The 16,772-nt window shown below is 64.5% G+C and carries 17 protein-coding genes; 12 read left to right on the forward strand and 5 right to left on the reverse strand.

The genetic code is table 11. The features are described 5' to 3' along the window. Together ACAG21_RS04265 and ACAG21_RS04270 are read right to left on the reverse strand one after the other, a co-directional pair. Window positions 1–1,098 carry an acyl-CoA dehydrogenase family protein gene (locus ACAG21_RS04265; protein ID WP_370494752.1) on the reverse strand — a complete coding sequence of 366 codons (1,098 nt, stop codon included), beginning with the start codon at window positions 1,096–1,098 and terminating at the stop codon, window positions 1–3. Window positions 1,099–1,121: 23 nt separating this feature from the next. Beyond that, a complete protein-coding gene (locus ACAG21_RS04270) occupies window positions 1,122–2,303 on the reverse strand; it encodes an acyl-CoA dehydrogenase (protein WP_370494753.1) in 1,182 nt (393 codons plus the stop codon). Window positions 2,304–2,494: 191 nt separating this feature from the next. On the opposite strand from ACAG21_RS04270, the gene ACAG21_RS04275 reads away from it, so the two are divergent. From ACAG21_RS04275 to ACAG21_RS04330, 12 genes are all read left to right on the forward strand, one after another. Further along, window positions 2,495–2,686 carry a ferredoxin gene (locus tag ACAG21_RS04275; protein ID WP_370494754.1) on the forward strand — a complete coding sequence of 64 codons (192 nt, stop codon included), beginning with the start codon at window positions 2,495–2,497 and terminating at the stop codon, window positions 2,684–2,686. 35 nt (window positions 2,687–2,721) lie between these two features. Then, a complete protein-coding gene (locus ACAG21_RS04280) occupies window positions 2,722–3,636 on the forward strand; it encodes a 3-oxoacyl-ACP reductase (protein ID WP_370494755.1) in 915 nt (304 codons plus the stop codon). Window positions 3,637–3,873: 237 nt separating this feature from the next. Then, the gene (locus ACAG21_RS04285; protein WP_370494756.1) at window positions 3,874–4,638 is read left to right on the forward strand and encodes an MlaE family ABC transporter permease; all 765 of its coding nucleotides are present in this window, start codon (window positions 3,874–3,876) and stop codon (window positions 4,636–4,638) included. A 19-nt stretch (window positions 4,639–4,657) separates the two neighbouring features. Further along, complete coding sequence (locus ACAG21_RS04290; protein WP_370494757.1) at window positions 4,658–5,500, forward strand: MlaE family ABC transporter permease; 843 nt, start codon at window positions 4,658–4,660, stop codon at window positions 5,498–5,500. A 17-nt stretch (window positions 5,501–5,517) separates the two neighbouring features. Next, complete coding sequence (locus ACAG21_RS04295; RefSeq protein WP_370494758.1) at window positions 5,518–6,720, forward strand: MCE family protein; 1,203 nt, start codon at window positions 5,518–5,520, stop codon at window positions 6,718–6,720. Further along, window positions 6,720–7,775 (forward strand): MCE family protein, encoded by a 1,056-nt coding sequence (locus tag ACAG21_RS04300; protein ID WP_370494759.1) that lies wholly within the window; start codon window positions 6,720–6,722, stop codon window positions 7,773–7,775. The genes ACAG21_RS04295 and ACAG21_RS04300 overlap by 1 nt, the downstream gene beginning before the upstream one ends. Further along, the gene (locus ACAG21_RS04305; RefSeq protein WP_370494760.1) at window positions 7,762–8,826 is read left to right on the forward strand and encodes a virulence factor Mce family protein; all 1,065 of its coding nucleotides are present in this window, start codon (window positions 7,762–7,764) and stop codon (window positions 8,824–8,826) included. The genes ACAG21_RS04300 and ACAG21_RS04305 overlap by 14 nt, the downstream gene beginning before the upstream one ends. A 16-nt stretch (window positions 8,827–8,842) precedes the next feature. Beyond that, window positions 8,843–10,270, forward strand: coding sequence for a virulence factor Mce family protein (locus tag ACAG21_RS04310; RefSeq protein ID WP_370494761.1), 1,428 nt, complete (start codon window positions 8,843–8,845; stop codon window positions 10,268–10,270). Continuing rightward, window positions 10,267–11,424 (forward strand): virulence factor Mce family protein, encoded by a 1,158-nt coding sequence (locus ACAG21_RS04315; RefSeq protein ID WP_370494762.1) that lies wholly within the window; start codon window positions 10,267–10,269, stop codon window positions 11,422–11,424. The genes ACAG21_RS04310 and ACAG21_RS04315 overlap by 4 nt, the downstream gene beginning before the upstream one ends. A 10-nt stretch (window positions 11,425–11,434) precedes the next feature. Beyond that, window positions 11,435–13,123: a virulence factor Mce family protein gene (locus ACAG21_RS04320; protein WP_370494763.1), complete on the forward strand. Its 1,689-nt coding sequence runs from the start codon at window positions 11,435–11,437 to the stop codon at window positions 13,121–13,123. Further along, on the forward strand, window positions 13,124–13,837 hold the full coding sequence (locus ACAG21_RS04325; protein ID WP_370494764.1) for a mammalian cell entry protein: 714 nt from the start codon (window positions 13,124–13,126) through the stop codon (window positions 13,835–13,837). Continuing rightward, on the forward strand, window positions 13,837–14,328 hold the full coding sequence (locus ACAG21_RS04330) for a mammalian cell entry protein (protein ID WP_370494765.1): 492 nt from the start codon (window positions 13,837–13,839) through the stop codon (window positions 14,326–14,328). Before ACAG21_RS04325 ends, ACAG21_RS04330 begins: the two co-directional genes overlap by 1 nt. Before the next feature lie 10 nt (window positions 14,329–14,338). Here ACAG21_RS04330 and ACAG21_RS04335 read toward each other — a convergent pair whose 3' ends face one another. The 3 genes from ACAG21_RS04335 to ACAG21_RS04345 form a co-directional block, all read right to left on the reverse strand. Further along, window positions 14,339–14,917, reverse strand: coding sequence for a hypothetical protein (locus tag ACAG21_RS04335; RefSeq protein WP_370494766.1), 579 nt, complete (start codon window positions 14,915–14,917; stop codon window positions 14,339–14,341). A gap of 78 nt (window positions 14,918–14,995) precedes the next feature. Then, window positions 14,996–16,477: a trehalose-6-phosphate synthase gene (locus tag ACAG21_RS04340; RefSeq protein ID WP_370494767.1), complete on the reverse strand. Its 1,482-nt coding sequence runs from the start codon at window positions 16,475–16,477 to the stop codon at window positions 14,996–14,998. Then, window positions 16,478–16,642, reverse strand: a complete 165-nt coding sequence (locus ACAG21_RS04345) for a hypothetical protein (RefSeq protein ID WP_090607062.1) — start codon at window positions 16,640–16,642, stop codon at window positions 16,478–16,480. Window positions 16,643–16,772: the final 130 nt, after the last annotated feature.

Raw genomic sequence — 16,772 nt, forward strand, 5'->3', positions numbered from 1 at the left:
CTAGGCAGGAGTTTCCGCCAGCTCGCGACCGATGCGGCGCAGCTGCCCGGTGGCGCCGCCCAACGCGAACTCCGCCTCTTTGGCGGCCAGGAAGTAGCGGTGTGCGGGGTGATCGGTGTCGACGCCCACACCGCCGTGCACGTGCACGATGGTGTGCGCGACGCGGTGTCCGGCGTCGGCTGCCCAGAACGCCGCGCTGGCCACGTCGATCTCGGCGGGGATGTCCTCGGAGACCTTCCACGCCGCTTGGGTGAGCGTCAACCGCAGCCCCTTGACGTCGATGTAGCCGTCGGCCAGTCGCTGCGACACCGCTTGGAAGCTGCCGATCGGACGGTCGAATTGCTCACGCTCACGGGCGTATTCGGCGGTCATCTGCAAACCGCGATCGAGTACGCCGAGCTGATATGCGCTGCGGCCCAGGGTTCCCAGCGTGCCGAGCCAGGCGACGACTTCGCTTCCGCCGACCTTGCGGGCCTCGTCCACGGCTACGCCGTCCAGCGCGAGATGCCCGACACTGTTCTTCCCGGTGGTCGCCAGCGGGGTCACCTTGACGCCCGTGTCTTCGGCGCTCACCACGAAAACGGCTGTGCCGGAATCGGTTTCGGCCGGAACAAGGAAGGCATCCGCAACGGGGCCGAAGAAGACCTGCGTGCGCGTCCCGGTCAGCCGGTAGCCGTCGCCCGCGCGGGTGGCCTGCACGGGGCCCTCGCCCATTTCGCCGTCGGGGGCCACCGTCAGGATCTTCTCTCCCTTGACGGCCGGTACTCCCCAGGCCTGCTGCAGATCCTCGGAGCCGAAGCGTGCCAGCACCCCGGCGCCCAGCATCACCGATTCCAGGTATGGCACGGCAGCCAACTGGCGGCCGAGCGCAACCAGGATCGCGACCTGTTCGAGCGCACCGAAACCGTCGCCGCCCAGCGTGGAAGCCGACGCACTGGTAAGGATGTCGGCCTCGATCAGTTTCTGCCACAGGCCGCGGTCGAACCGTTGCTCGAGCCCGTCGAGCTCACGCTGGTGCTCCGGTGTGCACACCGAGTCCACGATCGTGTCGACCAGGCCGCCGAGGTCAGTCGCCGCTTCGGTTGTCGTGAAATCCATTCCGATGCCGTCCTTGTCGATGCTTAGCGGTTTCGAGGCAGGCCGAGGGCGACCATGCCGATGATGTCGCGCTGCACCTCATTGGTGCCGCCGCCGAAGGTGAGGATCAGGCATGCGCGGTGCATCCGTTCGACCCGGCCGCGCAACAGCGCACCCGGCGAATCCTGGCGCACGGTCGCCGCGGTGCCCAGCACCTCCATCAGCAGCCGGTAGGCCTCGGTGGCCAGCTCGGTGCCGTACACCTTCGCCGCCGACGCGTCCGCGGGTCCCAGGTCGTGCCCCTGCGCCGAGGCCAGTTCCCAGTTGATCAACTTGAGAACCTCGGCCTTGGCGTGCACCCGCGCCAGGTTCAGCTGGACCCACTCGGAGTCGATCAGCCGGGCCCCGCCGTCGTCCTTGGTGTTTTGCGCCCATTCGCGAACCTCGCGCAGGGCCAGGAAGATCGGCTGCGGCGAGACCAGGGCGACCCGCTCGTGGTTGAGCTGGTTGGTGACCAGCTTCCAGCCGCCGTTCTCCTCGCCGATCAGGTTGGTCACCGGGACGCGCACGTCCGAGTAATAGGTGGCGCTGGTGTCCACCCCGGCCATCGTGTGCACGGGTGTCCAGGAGAAACCCTCGGCGGTCGTCGGCACCACCAGCATCGAAATGCCGCGGTGCTTCTTGGCCTCGGGGTTGGTACGTACCGCCAGCCAGACCCAGTCGGCGTAGGCGATCAGGCTGGTCCACATCTTCTGGCCGTTGATGACGTAGTCGTCGCCGTCGCGGACCGCCGTGGTGCGCAGGTTGGCCAGGTCGGTGCCGGCGCCCGGCTCGGAGTAGCCGATCGAGAAGTGCAGCTCGCCGGCGGCGATCTTGGGCAGGAAGAACTTCTTCTGCTCCTCCGTGCCGAACGCCATGATCGTCGGCGCCACGCTGTTGATCGTCAGGAACGGCACCGGCACGCCGGCAATGGCGGCCTCGTCGGTAAAGATCAGCGAGTCCATCGGGGAGCGGTCCTGGCCGCCGTATTCCTTGGGCCAGTTCAGGGTGAGCCAGCCGTCCTTGCCCATCTGCGCGACGGTGTCGCGGTACGCGGTACCGGTCCCGACCTCGCCGTCGCCCGAAGAGGTCAGTGCCTCGCGGCGCTCCGGCGTCATGAGCGCGGTGAAGTACGACCGCAACTCGCGACGCAGCTCCTCCTGTTCAGGGGTGTAACTGATGCGCATTCCAGCCGTCCTTTTGGTTGAACGTGACAAGCGGCTATTCGACCAACGGCGACCCGTTCGTCTTCCCGGTTGTAACACGTTCTAGTCTTGGAATCCAGCGACCGTTTCCTCAGACGCACGCGCGCCCTATGGTGGAGCTACATTCTGATGGGACATGGGACGAGATCCGGGCCAGCTTCAAGGAGGATGCCGTGCGGGTGATCGTGGATCGTGACCGGTGCGAAGGCAACGCGGTGTGCTTGGGAATCGCGCCAGATATCTTCGAGCTCGACGATGAGGACTACGCCGTCGTAAAGCTCGATCCGATTCCGTCCGACCAAGAAGATCTCGCCGAGCAGGCGATCGCCGAGTGCCCGCGCGCGGCGTTGCTGCGCGAAGACTAGCGGCGAGGGCCCCCGAAACTAGAGGTATTCATAAATTGACTAGCAGCACGAACGCGACCGATCTGTCCGGGAAGGTCGCGGTGGTGACCGGTGCGGCCGCAGGACTTGGGCGTGCCGAAGCGCTCGGTCTGGCCCGGCTCGGGGCCACCGTCGTCGTCAACGACATCGCCGCCGCCCTGGATGCCTCCGACGTGATCGACGAGATCGGTGCCGCCGGTTCCAAGGCCGTCGCGGTGACCGGCGACATCAGCCAGCGCTCCACGGCCGACGAGCTGGTGTCGTGTGCCGATGGCCTGGGCGGACTCGACATCGTGGTCAACAATGCCGGCATCACCCGCGACCGGATGCTGTTCAACATGTCCGACGAGGAATGGGACCAGGTCATCGCGGTGCACCTGCGCGGGCACTTCCTGCTCACCCGCAACGCTGCGACCTACTGGCGCAGTCGGGCCAAGGACGCCGGCGGATCGATCTTCGGCCGGATCGTCAACACCGCCTCCGAGGCCGGATTGGTGGGTCCGGTCGGGCAGGCCAACTACGGCGCCGCAAAGGCCGGCATCATCTCGCTCACCCTGACCGCTGCCCGGGCGCTGGGCCGCTACGGGGTGTGCGCCAACGCGATCTGCCCACGCGCGCGCACCGCGATGACGGCCGACGTGTTCGGCAGCGCCCCAGACATAGAGGAAGGCGGCGTCGACCCGCTGTCGCCCGATCACGTGGTGAACCTGGTCCAGTTCCTGTCGTCTCCCGCGGCCGCTGAGGTTAACGGTCAGGTGTTCATCGTTTACGGACCTCAAGTGACATTGGTCTCAGCTCCGACGGCGGAGCACCGGTTCATCGCGGACGGCGCCGCGTGGGACTCGGCCGAACTCAGCAGCACTTTGCGCGACTACTTTGCTGGTCGGGATCCAGAACGTAACTTTTCCGCGACCGCGTTAATGGAACAATAGCGACGCAAAGCTGTTTCTCCGGGCGAAATCAGCTAGTAGAACGTGTGTCAGATTGGCAATGATTTAAGGCCGCTGACCAGGACAAATTAACGGTTTAGGCACAGATAACCTGTTCATTGACACCGTGAACTTTCTCTGAGTTAATATGATCCGGCTCACACGGAGCCGGCTGCGACGAAAGACAACGCAAAGGCGAAGCACAGGCTTCGCCGTGAGCAGCAAAGGGGGGCTACCGGGTTGATCGAACAGCTTGCGGTTCCCGCCCGTGCTGTCGGCGGGTTTTTCGAGATGATGATCGATACGGCCCGTTCCTCTTTCCGACGACCGTTTCAAGGCCGCGAGTTTCTGGATCAGACGTGGATGATCGCGCGCGTGTCGTTGGTCCCGACCCTGTTGGTGTCGATCCCGTTCACCGTCCTGGTCGCATTCACCCTCAATATCTTGCTCCGCGAAATCGGCGCGGCCGATTTGTCCGGCGCCGGAACGGCGTTCGGCACCATCACCCAGCTGGGGCCGGTGGTGACCGTGCTCGTCGTCGCCGGGGCGGGCGCCACCGCGATCTGTGCCGACCTCGGTGCGCGCACCATTCGCGAAGAAATCGACGCGATGCGGGTACTCGGCATCGACCCGATCCACCGACTGGTGGTGCCCCGTGTTCTGGCGTCTACCGTTGTCGCACTGTTGCTTAACGGTTTGGTGTGCGCAATCGGTCTGTCCGGTGGGTACGTTTTCTCCGTGTTTCTCCAGGGGGTGAATCCGGGCGCGTTCATCAACGGGTTGACCGTGTTGACCGGCCTGCGCGAGTTGGTGCTCGCCGAAGTCAAGGCGTTGTTATTCGGTGTGATGGCTGGTCTCGTCGGCTGCTACCGCGGCCTCACCGTCAAGGGCGGGCCGAAGGGCGTCGGCAACGCGGTCAACGAAACCGTCGTCTACGCGTTCATTTGTCTGTTCGTCATCAACGTCGTGATGACGGCCATCGGCGTGCGGTTCTCGACCAAATGACGAGGCGAGTGATCACGCGATGAGCTACGACTTCACGTACCGGTTTCGTCGTGTCGCGTCCCGGCTGCAGGGACCGGTCGACGACTTCGGCGAGCAGGCGCTGTTCTACGGCCAAACCGTGCGCTATGTCCCCAACGCGCTGACCCGGTACCGCAAGGAGACGATCCGGCTGGTCGCGGAAATGACGCTGGGGGCCGGCGCGCTGGTGATGATCGGCGGCACGGTCGGCGTCGCGGCGTTCCTGACGCTGGCCTCCGGCGGGGTCATCGCCGTCCAGGGTTACTCGTCGCTGGGCAACATCGGTATCGAGGCATTGACCGGCTTCCTGTCGGCGTTCCTGAACGTCCGCGTGGTCGCACCGGTCATCGCGGGTATCGCGCTGGCGGCCACGATCGGCGCCGGTGCCACCGCGCAACTCGGCGCCATGCGGGTGTCAGAGGAGATCGACGCCGTCGAATGCATGGCGGTGCACTCGGTGTCCTATCTGGTGTCGACGCGGCTGATCGCCGGCCTGGTCGCGATCGTCCCGCTCTATTCGCTGTCGGTGCTCGCCGCGTTTTTCGCCGCCCGGTTCACCACGGTTTTCATCAATGGGCAGTCGGCCGGTCTCTACGACCACTACTTCAATACGTTCCTGATCCCGTCGGACCTCCTGTGGTCGTTTCTGCAGGCCATCGTGATGTCCATTGCGGTGATGCTGGTCCATACCTATTACGGCTACAACGCCAGTGGCGGGCCGGTGGGGGTGGGCATCGCGGTCGGTCAGGCGGTGCGGACCTCGCTGATCGTCGTTGTCGTCATTACTTTGTTCATCTCGCTGGCTGTTTACGGCGCGTCCGGTAACTTCAACCTCTCGGGGTAAGGGGACCGCTTAAAAACATGTCGGATACCGGATCGCGACGCACACACGTTCGGCTGGCAGCGGCGCTGCTGGCCAGTTTGTTGGTGGCGTTTTCGGTGCTGACGTACCTCTCGTACACGGCGGCTTTCGCCTCCGTCGACACGGTCACCGTCGCGGCGCCACGGGCTGGGCTGGTGATGGACAAGGGCGCCAAGGTCAAGTACCGCGGCATCCAGATCGGCAAGGTCACCGACATCAGCTACGGAGGTGAGCAGGCGCGCCTGACGCTGGCGATCAACAGCGACGACCTGCATTTCATCCCCTCCAACGCGCCGGTGCATATCGCGGGTAATACGATCTTCGGCGCCAAATCCGTGGAATTCGTGCCGCCCCAGGCTCCTTCGCCGACATCGCTGCGCCCAAACGCACACGTCGAGGCCTCCGCGGTGCAACTGGAAGTCAACACGCTGTTTCAGTCGCTGATGGATCTGCTGCATAAGGTCGACCCGGTGGAATTGAACGGGACGCTCAGCGCCTTCGCCGAAGGTTTGCGCGGTCATGGTGACGACTTCGGTGCGCTGCTGTCGGGCCTGAATACCCTGGCACAGCAAACGAATCCGAAGTTGCCCGCGCTGCAGGAGGACTTCCGCAAGGCCGCGATCGTCACAGGTGTGTACGCCGACGCCGCCCCGGACCTGAACACGATCTTCGACAACCTGCCCACCATCAACAGGACCGTCGTCGACCAGCAGAAGAACCTCAACGACACCCTGCTGGCCACGATAGGCCTGTCCAACAACGCCTACGAGACGTTGGAGCCGGCCGAGAAGGACTTGATCGACGCGCTGAACAGGCTGCGGGCGCCACTGAAGGTGGCCGCCGACTACTCGCCCGAATTCGGTTGCCTGTTCGCGGGTATCGATCGTGGGCTCAAGGAGTTCGGCCCGATTCTGGGTGTCCGCAAGGCGGGCCTGTTCACCTCGTCGAGCTTCGTCCTGGGCGCGCCGTCCTACACGTATCCGGAGTCCCTGCCGATCGTCAACGCCTCCGGCGGGCCCAACTGCCGTGGGCTGCCGGACATTCCGAACAAGCAGAACGGCGGATCGTGGTATCGGGCGCCGTTCCTGGTCACCGATAACGCCAACATCCCGTACGAGCCATTCACCGAATTGCAATTCGACGCACCCTCGACGCTGCAGTTCTTGTTCCACGGCTCCTTCGCGGAACGGGACGACTTCTGATGGCGAGTTCGGAAATGCCATCGCACCGGTCGATGGTGATCAAGGTCAGCATCTTCACGGTGGCGATGCTGCTGGTCGCCGCGGGTTTGGTGGTGGTCTTCGGCGACTTCCGGTTCGGCAGCGAAAGCACTTATCACGCAACGTTTATCGACGCGTCTCGACTGAAGGCCGGCCAAAAGGTTCGCATTTCCGGTGTGCCCGTCGGTTCGGTGAACGGCGTTAAACTCAACCCGGACAACACCGTCGACGTCACATTCGGCATCGACAGCCGCTACACGCTGTACTCGTCCACGCGAGCGGTGATCCGCTACGAAAACCTGGTCGGTGACCGCTTCCTCGAGATCACGTCGGGTCCGGGGGAGCTGCGCAAGCTGGCGCCGGGTGGCACGATCAACGCCCAACACACCCAGCCCGCTCTGGATCTGGATGCGCTGCTGGGTGGACTGCGGCCGGTGCTCAAGGGTTTGGACGCCGACAAGGTCAACACGATCAGCGGCGCCGTCATCGAGTTGTTGCAGGGCCAGGGCGGAGCGTTGTCGAACGTGCTGGCCGACACCAGTGCTTTCTCGACGGCGCTGGGCCAGCGCGACCAACTCATCGGTGACACGATCACCAACCTGAACCAGGTGCTGGGCACCATCGATCAAAAGAGCGCGCAATTCTCGACCAGCGTCGACCAGCTGCAGCAATTGATCAGTGGGCTGGCCAAGAACAAGGACTCGATCGCCGGAGCTATCCCGCCGCTCGCGTCGACCACAACGGATCTCACTGAGCTGCTGAAGAATTCACGTCGGCCGCTGCAGGGCGTCCTGGAAAACACCCGGCCGCTGGCCACCGAGATCGACAATCGCAAGGCCGAGGTCGACAACGACGTCGAGCAACTGGGCGAGGACTATCTGCGCCTGGCCGCACTCGGTGCCTACGGCTCGTTCTTCAACATCTACTTCTGCTCCGTGACGATCAAGATCAACGGACCGGCCGGCAGCGACATCCGGCTGCCCCTGGGTGGCCAGGTGGATCCCAGCCAAGGGAGGTGCGCTTTTGTCAAGCAATGACAAGCGTGAACGTGATCCGTTGCGCACCGGGGTCTTCGGCGTGGTGCTGGTCCTCTGCGTGGTGTTGCTCGCGTTCGGCTACGCCAACTTGCCGTTCTGGCCACAGGGCCGGGTCTACGACGCCTACTTCAGTGACGCTGGCGGCATCTCGCCCGGCAACTCCGTGTACGTGTCGGGCTTCAAGGTGGGCAAGGTGCAGGCGGTCGGTCTGGCCGGCGACAGTGCGAAGGTGACGTTCTCCGTCGATCGCCACGTCGCGGTCGGTGACCAGTCACTGGCCGCGATCCGCACCGACACCATCCTGGGAGAGCGCTCCATTGCGGTGACGCCCGCCGGTCACGGCAAGACCACCACGATTCCGCGCAGCCGCACAACCACGCCGTACACGCTGGCCGGAGCGCTTGAGGATCTGGGTCAGAACGCTAACAACCTGAACAAGCCGCAGTTCGAGCAGGCGCTGAACGTTCTCACCGACACGCTGCATGGCGCCACCCCGCAACTGCGCGGCGCGCTGGACGGGGTGACGTCGTTGTCCCGGACTCTGAATCGCCGAGACGAAGCGCTGCAAAGCCTGCTGGCACACGCGAAGTCGGTGACAGCGGTGTTGTCCGACCGGGCCAATCAGGTCAACAAGTTGGTCGACGACGGCAACGAGTTGTTCGCCGCGCTCGATGAGCGCCGCGCCGCCCTGGGCCAATTGATCTCGGGCATCAACGACGTCTCGATCCAGATTTCCGGCTTCGTCGCCGACAATCGCAAGGAGTTCGGGCCCGCGCTGAGCAAGCTCAACGACGTGCTGAGCAACCTCAACGAGCGCCGCGACTACATCACCGAGGCCATCAAGCGGTTGCCCGTCTATGCCACCGAGCTCGGCGAGGTGGTTGGTTCCGGGCCAGGGTTCAACGTCAACGTCTACGGCGTCATCCCGGCGCCGCTGCTGGCCACGATGTTCGACTTCTTCTACCAGCCCGGCAAGCTGCCGGCCAGCCTCTCCGACTACCTGCGCGGATTGATCCAGGAACGCTGGACCATCCGCCCGAAGTCGCCATGATGCTGGGATTGTCCTCATGAGGAGGATCGCCGGCAGCCGCGGGCTGCGCTACACCACCATGATCGCGCTGGTCGCGGTGCTGGTGGGCGGCGTGTATGTGCTTACGTCGCAGGCGAATAAGCGCACCATCACCGGATACTTCACGTCCGCGGTCGGGTTGTATCCCGGAGATCAGGTACGGGTGCTCGGTGTGCCGATCGGCACGATCGACTCCATCGAGCCGCGGCCGTCGGACGTCAAGATCACGATGTCGGTGCCCAAGGACCTGAAGATCCCCAAGGACGCCAAGGCCGTCATCATGTCGCCGAACCTGGTGGCAGCGAGGTTCATTCAGCTCGCCCCGGCCTACACCGGCGGGGCGGTGCTGCCCGATGGCGCCAGCATCGATCTTTCCCGCACCGCGGTCCCGGTGGAATGGGACGAGGTCAAAGAAGCACTCACCCAACTGGCGGTCTCGTTGGGACCGACCGCCGGGTCGATGCAGGGGCCGTTGGGAGCGGCGATCAACCAGGCCGCGGATACGTTCGACGGCAAGGGCCAATCGTTCCACAGTGCGCTGCAGGAACTTTCGCAAGTGGCTGGGCGACTGGGGGATTCGCGCAGTGACATCTTCGGCACGATCAAGAACCTGCAGGTGTTGGTCAACGCCCTGTCGGCGAGTAACGAGCAGATCGTGCAGTTCGCCGGAAATGTCGCGTCGGTATCGCAGGTCCTTGCCGACAGCTCACGCCATCTGGACACTACGCTGGGCAACCTCAACCAGGCACTCACGGACATCCGCGGGTTCTTGCACCAGAACAACTCAACGCTGATCGATACGGTCAACCAGCTCAACGACTTCAGCAAGACATTGAGCGATCAGAGCGACAACATCGAGCAGGTGCTGCACGTCGCCGGCCCGGGTATCGCCAACTTCTACAACATCTATGACCCGGCGCAGGGCACGCTGAACGGCCTGTTGTCGATTCCCGAGTTCGCCAACCCGGTGCAGTTCATCTGCGGTGGTTCCTTCGAGACGGCCGCCGGCCCGCGTGCACCCGACTATTACCGGCGTGCCGAGCTGTGCCGCGAACGGCTGGGACCGGTGCTGCGCCGACTCGCGGTGAACTACCCGCCGGTGATGTTCCACCCGCTCAACACGATCACGGCGTACAAGGGTCAGATCATCTACGACACGCCCGCCACCGAAGCCAAGGCGCAGACCCCTATTCCGCAGCTGACCTGGGTACCGGCTCAAGGTGTTCCGCCGCCGGCAGTCCAGAATCCGGCCGACCTGCAGGCCCTGCTGGTGCCGACGGCCCCGCAGGCCGGACCGGCGCCGGGCCCAGCCGGCGCTCCCGCTCCTGCTCCCGGTCCCGCCCCGGGATCGGCGTTCGGCCCCCTGCCGGGTCCCGCGCCGGGCCCCGCCGCGGGTTTGCAAAATGCTCCCGGGGGCGGCGGATGAGACGAATCATGTTGCGCGGCGGGGCATTGGCCGCGGGTGCCGTGCTGCTCGGCGGCTGCCAGTTCAACGGGCTGAACTCGCTGTCGATGCCGGGTACCGCCGGTCACGGCAGCGGCGCATTCTCGATCACCGTCGAAATGCCCGATGTCGCGACGTTGCCGCAGAACTCACCGGTCATGGTCGACGATGTCACGGTCGGCAGTGTGGCCGGTATCGCTGCTGAGCAGCGCCCCGACGGATCCTTTTATGCCGCAGTGAAATTGGCGTTGGACAAGAACGTCGTGTTGCCGGCGAATTCCACCGCGACCGTCGCGCAGACCTCATTGCTGGGTTCGCTGCATATCGATCTGGCCGCGCCCAAGGGCAAGCCGGCGACCGGCAGGCTTGTCGACGGTTCCAAGATCTCGGAGTCCAATACCGGCCGGTTCCCCACCACCGAAGAGGTCTTCTCGGCCCTCGGTGTCGTGGTCAACAAGGGCAATATCGGTGCGTTGGAAGAGATCACCGATGAGACATACCAGGCGGTGGCGGGGCGGCAGAACCAGTTCGTCGACCTGGTACCCAGGCTCGCTGAATTGACGTCGGGACTCAACCGGCAGGTCGGCGACATCATCGATGCCGTCGACGGATTGAACCGGTTTTCCGCGACGCTCGCGCGCGACAAGGACAATCTGGCCCGGGCGCTGGACACCCTGCCTGAGGCGCTGAAGGTGCTCAACAAGAATCGCGAACACATAATCGACGCCTTCGCCTCGCTGAAGAAGTTGGCGACGGTCACCTCGCACGTGTTGTCGAAGACGAAGACCGACTTTGCCGAAGATCTCAAAGACCTTTACTCGGTCGTCAAGGCGCTCAACGACAACCGGAAGAATCTCGTCACGTCGCTGCAGATATTGCTGACGTTCCCCTTCCCTAACTACGGCATCAAGCAAGCCGTCCGCGGCGACTACCTCAACGTGTTCACCACGTTCGACCTGACTTTGCGCCGGCTCGGTGAAACGTTCTTCACCACGTCGTATGCGCTTGACCCGAACATGATGCACATGAGCGAGATTCTCAACCCGCCCGACTTCTTGACCGGCGAACTGGCAAACCTGTCCGGACAGGCGGCCGACCCGTTCAAGATTCCGCCCGGCACGGCTTCGGGACAGTAAGGGCGGCACGATGATTGACAAGCTCACCAGGATTCAGCTCTGGGTATTCGCGGTGATCACCGCGGTCACGCTGACCGTCATGGCGATCTTCTACCTGCGCCTGCCCGCGACGTTCGGCATCGGGACCTATGTGGCCAATGCCGACTTCGTCGCCGGGGGCGGTCTGTACAAGAACGCCAACGTCACCTATCGCGGCGTCGCCGTCGGCAGGGTGGACTCGGTGGCACTGAACCCGGCCGGCGTCACCGCCGAAATGCGGCTGAACAGCGGCACCCCCATTCCGTCGAATGTCATCGCCACCGTGAAAAGCGTGTCCGCCGTCGGTGAGCAGTACATCGACCTGGTGCCACCGAAGGATCCAGCATCGAGCAAGTTGCACAACGGTTCTCACATCGATCGGGCGAACACCCGGATCGGTCAAGACGTCGCCGATCTGTTGAAGCGGGCTGAGACCCTGGTCAACAGCCTCGGCGACACCAAGTTGCGGGAGCTGCTGCACGAGACGTTCCAGGCGGCCAATGGTTCGGGTCCAGAGCTGGCCCGGTTGCTTGAATCGGCCCGGTTGCTGGTGGACGAAGCCAACGCCGACTATCCGCAAGTCTCGCAGCTGATCGACCAGGCAGGCCCGTTCCTGCAATCCCAGATCCGCGCCGGCGCCGACATCAAGTCGCTGGCAGATGGGTTGGCGCGGTTCACTTCCGAGGTGCAACGGGCCGATCCTCAGCTTCGTTCGACGTTGGCCACCGCGCCGGGCGCCGCCGATGAGGCGAGCACCGCGTTCTCGGGCATCCGCCCCAGTTTCCCGGCCCTGGCCGCCAGCCTCGCGAACCTGGGCCGGGTCGGCGTGATCTATCACAAGTCGATCGAGCAGCTGTTGGTGGTGCTGCCGGCGCTGTTCGCGGCGATCATCACGATGGCGGGCGGCCCACCCCTCGACGAGGGCGGCAAGCTGGACTTCAAGCTCGACCTCAACGACCCACCACCGTGCGCTGTCGGGTTCTTGCCACCGCCGCTGATGCGCACGCCTGCCGACGAGACGGTGCGCGAACTCCCGAGAGACATGTACTGCAAGGTCGCTCAGAACGACCCCAGCACCGTGCGTGGCGCGCGCAACTATCCCTGCCAGGAGTTCCCCGGCAAGCGCGCCCCGACGATTCAGCTGTGTCGCGACCCGAAGGGCTACGTGCCGGTTGGGCGCAACCCGTGGCGCGGTCCGCCGGTGCCCTACAACACGCCGCAGACAAATGGGCTGAACACGTTGCCGCCCAACAAGTTCCCCTACATACCGCCGGAAGCGGAGCCGGACCCGGGTACTCCCATCGTCGGTCCGCCCCCGCCGGGTGTGGTGCCCGGGCCGGGGCCGCTGCCCAACCACCAGCCCGCCTTTGACCCCCCGCCGCCCAACGACAGACCGCCGCCGCCGGGCAACCCGTCGTGGATGCCGCCCGGGGTCCCCCCGGTGCCGCCGATACTCCCGTATCCGAAGTGGCTGCCGCCACCATCACCCCCGCAGGCGATGGGTCCGCCGGTTGCGCCGAGTGTGCCGTCACAGGCCAGCGGCCCCGCGTACACCACCTATGACGAGTCCACCGGCGCGTTCAGGGACCCGGCAGGAGGCACTGGTATCTTCGCGGCCGGAGCGAACACGTCCAGCGCCGAGAATTGGGTGGACCTCATGCTTGATCCAAGGCCGATGTAAGTGGCCTCTGCAACCAGTGGCGAACCATCCACGGCGCCACCGCGTACTCGTCGCCGGGCATCGCGCGCGGCTGGTCCCGCGAAGAGCGAGTCGAGCAGCGCGCCCGAAGTCGCGCTCGAGGCTCCCGCCGCACCGAAGAAGCAACCGGTCAAACGCGCCAAGACCCTCAAGACGCTCAAGCCACCACCGCGGCGGCGGCCGAATGGTCGCATGGTTGGCTGGATTTCGTTCGCGGCCGCATTGTTGGCGCTTGGCGGGCTGGCCGCATGCCTGACCGCCCTGGTTATTTCGCAACGCCACGCCGAAGCCACGCAGGCGCGTGATCAGCGTTTCGTCGACACCGCCACGCAGACGGTGCAAAACATGTTCAGTTACAAGCAGGACAACATCGACGACAGCGTGAACCGTTTCTACAACGGCACCAGCGGACCGCTGCGCGGCATGCTCGGCGCCAACAACAACATCGAAAACCTCAAGGCGCTTTTCCGGTCCACCAACGCGACGTCGGAGGCAGTGATCAACGGCGCGGCTCTGGAAGGCATTGACACAGTTACGGATAACGCCTCGGTGCTGGTGTCGGTCCGGGTAACGGTGGCCGACATCGACGGAGTCCACAAGCCATCGATGCCCTACCGACTGCGAGTCATCGTGCACGAGGACGAGCAGGGGCACATGACCGGTTACGACCTGAAGTACCCCGACGGGGGCAACTGATGCGTTGGCGGCGTTGGCTGATCGTCACCGCGGGATATCTCGCGGTTGTCGGCGTGGTGGGGTTGTCCGCCGCGGCCGGCTGGTTCTACTGGGAACGGGTGGAAATCCGTGGCGAGCAGGCTGCGCGAGCGGTGCTACCGCAGCTGGCCGCCAAAGAGGTGCCCGCGGTCTTCGCTTACGACTACCAGACCGTCGAACGCAGTCTCGCCGATGCCTATCCGATGCTGACGCCCGACTATCGCCAGGAATTCCAGAAGAGTGCCAACGCGCAGATCATTCCCGAGGCCAAGAAGCGCGAGGTGGTCGTCCAAGCCAATGTTGTTGGCGTTGGGGTCATGTCGGCAAAGCGGGATTCGGCGTCGGTGATGGTGTACATGAACCGCACCGTGACCGACAAGACACGACAGCCGCTTTACGACGGCAGCCGATTGCGGGTGGACTTCAAGAGGATCGGCAACAAATGGCTGATCAACTACATCACGCCGATCTAAGCCGATCCGCTCAGAAGCACATCGCAAATTCGTTGCAGTGCATGGGGTAACGCTGGATCGGGCTGGGCGGCGGCCCGGTCATCTGCAGCGAGAACGGCGTCTTTTTCATCGCCGGTTCCATGCCGCAGACGGCGCCGTGCATCGTGGTATGTGTGCCGCTCATGGATTCGTCGCTGAAGGCCCAGGTTTCGCTGGACGGTGCGGTGCCGCCCCCCGGACAGGACACCCCGTCTGCCTTGTCGACGCCGAAAGTCCACAGCATGCTGGACATCCGGGCCCGGCCGCTGAAATTCTGCAGTTTGTCGGCAGCGCTGATCTTCTCGTCAGTGGCGCTCACCACGTTCAGCGCGCATTGCATCGCGAAAATGATCGGGTCGGAATAGTCGTTCATGTTCCGGGTTCCGGAGGGCTGATCGCAGATGGCCGTGATGGTCCAGGTGACCCCCGAAACGCCGGCCTCGTTGTAGCTGTACTTGCCGTCTGCCGGTGGGCCGAGCGCGTGTGCCGGGTTACCGGATTCCAGCGCGATTCCGATTGCCACTGCTGAGAAGACGCCGGCTCCTGCGGCCAGCGCGCGACGCATCTTCACAGGGCCCTCCCTTCCGGCTTTCTCAATACGCTGCATCGAGTAAAACAGCGTTTCGGCGCCAACACCATGGGTCCGCCGCTATTTCGTATTCGGCGGATGCGCCTCGGCGAGCGCATCGAGAAATGATCGTGCCCAACGGTCCACGTCGTGAGCGAGCACTTGGCGCCGCAACGATCGCATCCGCCGTCGGCCCTCGTCCGCCGGCTGATTGAGCGCCGCCTCGATTGCGTCCTTGACGCCCTCGAGGTCGTGTGGGTTGACCAGATAGGCCTGTCGCAATTCGGCTGCAGCGCCGGTGAATTCGGACAAAACCAGCGCACCGCCCAGATCGCTGCGGCAGGCGACGTACTCCTTGGCCACCAGGTTCATGCCGTCCCGCAGCGGAGTGACCAGCATGACGTCGCTGGCCACGAAGAACGCGATGAGCTCGTCGCGGGGAACCGAGCGATGGATGTAATGCACCACCGGATGTCCGACTTCGGCGTATTCGCCGTTGATGTGGCCGACTTGGCGTTCGATGTCGTTGCGCAGAATCTGGTAGCTCTCCACGCGTTCGCGGCTCGGTGTGGCCAGCTGGACCAGCACCGTGTCGTCACGCTTGATACGACCCTCGGCGAGCAACTCGGAAAACGCCTTCAGCCGAACGTCGATGCCCTTGGTGTAGTCGAGCCGGTCGACCCCGAGCAGGATCTTGCGCGGGTTGCCCAACTCCGCGCGAATCTCCTTGGCGTGGCGCCGGATGTCGCGATGCCGCGCTACCTGGTCAAGAGCGCCGGAGTCGATGGAGATGGGGAAGGCGCCCACCCGGACGGTGCGGGATTCCAGCTGCACCTCGCCGAACCGCGACCGCACCCCGACGGCACCGCGCGAGGTGTTGGCGCCGACCAGTTGCCGGGATAGGAACAGGAAATTCTGTGCGCCACCGACCAGATGAAACCCGACCAGGTCGGCACCCAGCAAGCCCTCGATGATCTCGGTGCGCCACGGCATCTGCATGAACAGCTCGACCGGTGGGAACGGGATGTGCAGGAAGAAGCCAATGGTCAGATCCGGGCGCAGGGTGCGCAGCATCTTCGGGACCAGCTGCAGTTGGTAGTCCTGGACCCATACCGTGGCGCCCTGGGCGGCGGCGCGGGAGGTGGCTTCGGCGAAGCGTTCGTTGACCTCGACGTAGCGGTCCCACCATTCGCGGTGGTAGATCGGCTTGACGATGACGTCGTGGTACAGCGGCCACAGCGTCGCGTTGGAGAACCCCTCGTAGTACTGGGCGACGTCGTCGGAGGACAGACGTACCGGGTAGAGCTGCAGCTCGTCTTGGGCTACCGGCTCATCGTCGACGTCGACTTCGTCGTCGACGACGCCGGGCCACCCGACCCACGCCCCACTGCGCTTGCGCAGCAACGGCTCCAGGGCCGTGACCAAGCCGCCCGGGCTGCGTTTCCAGCTTGTGGTGCCGTCAGGAAGCCGTTCCAAATCGACCGGCAGCCGATTAGCGACCACCACAAAGTCGGAATTCCCGAACTGTGAAGTCGTCGAGCGCTGGCTTCCCCGGGGAGCCATTTACGCGTCGAGTTTCGCCGGTCCAATACCGAGCATGGACAAGAAAACGCGGCACTCGTCAGCGTCGTTCGCGTACGCGGCGACGACCCGCCTGGCCTGGTTAGCGGTGCTGTCGGCCAGCGGCTCGACATCGCCGATTTCGCCAGGGTCAGATTTCGTAGGCATAGGACAACTCTATGCGACGCCGACATCGGCCCGCAGGCGTCTGGCGCGGTGGGGGAATCCGGTCGCCCACGGGTCGGGTCTGTTTCTGCCGCGCACCGGACCGAAACCCTCGCGCCGTCATTTGTTCATG

It is taken from the genome of Mycobacterium sp. pR1184, assembly GCF_041287235.1.
Lineage (GTDB): Bacteria > Actinomycetota > Actinomycetes > Mycobacteriales > Mycobacteriaceae > Mycobacterium.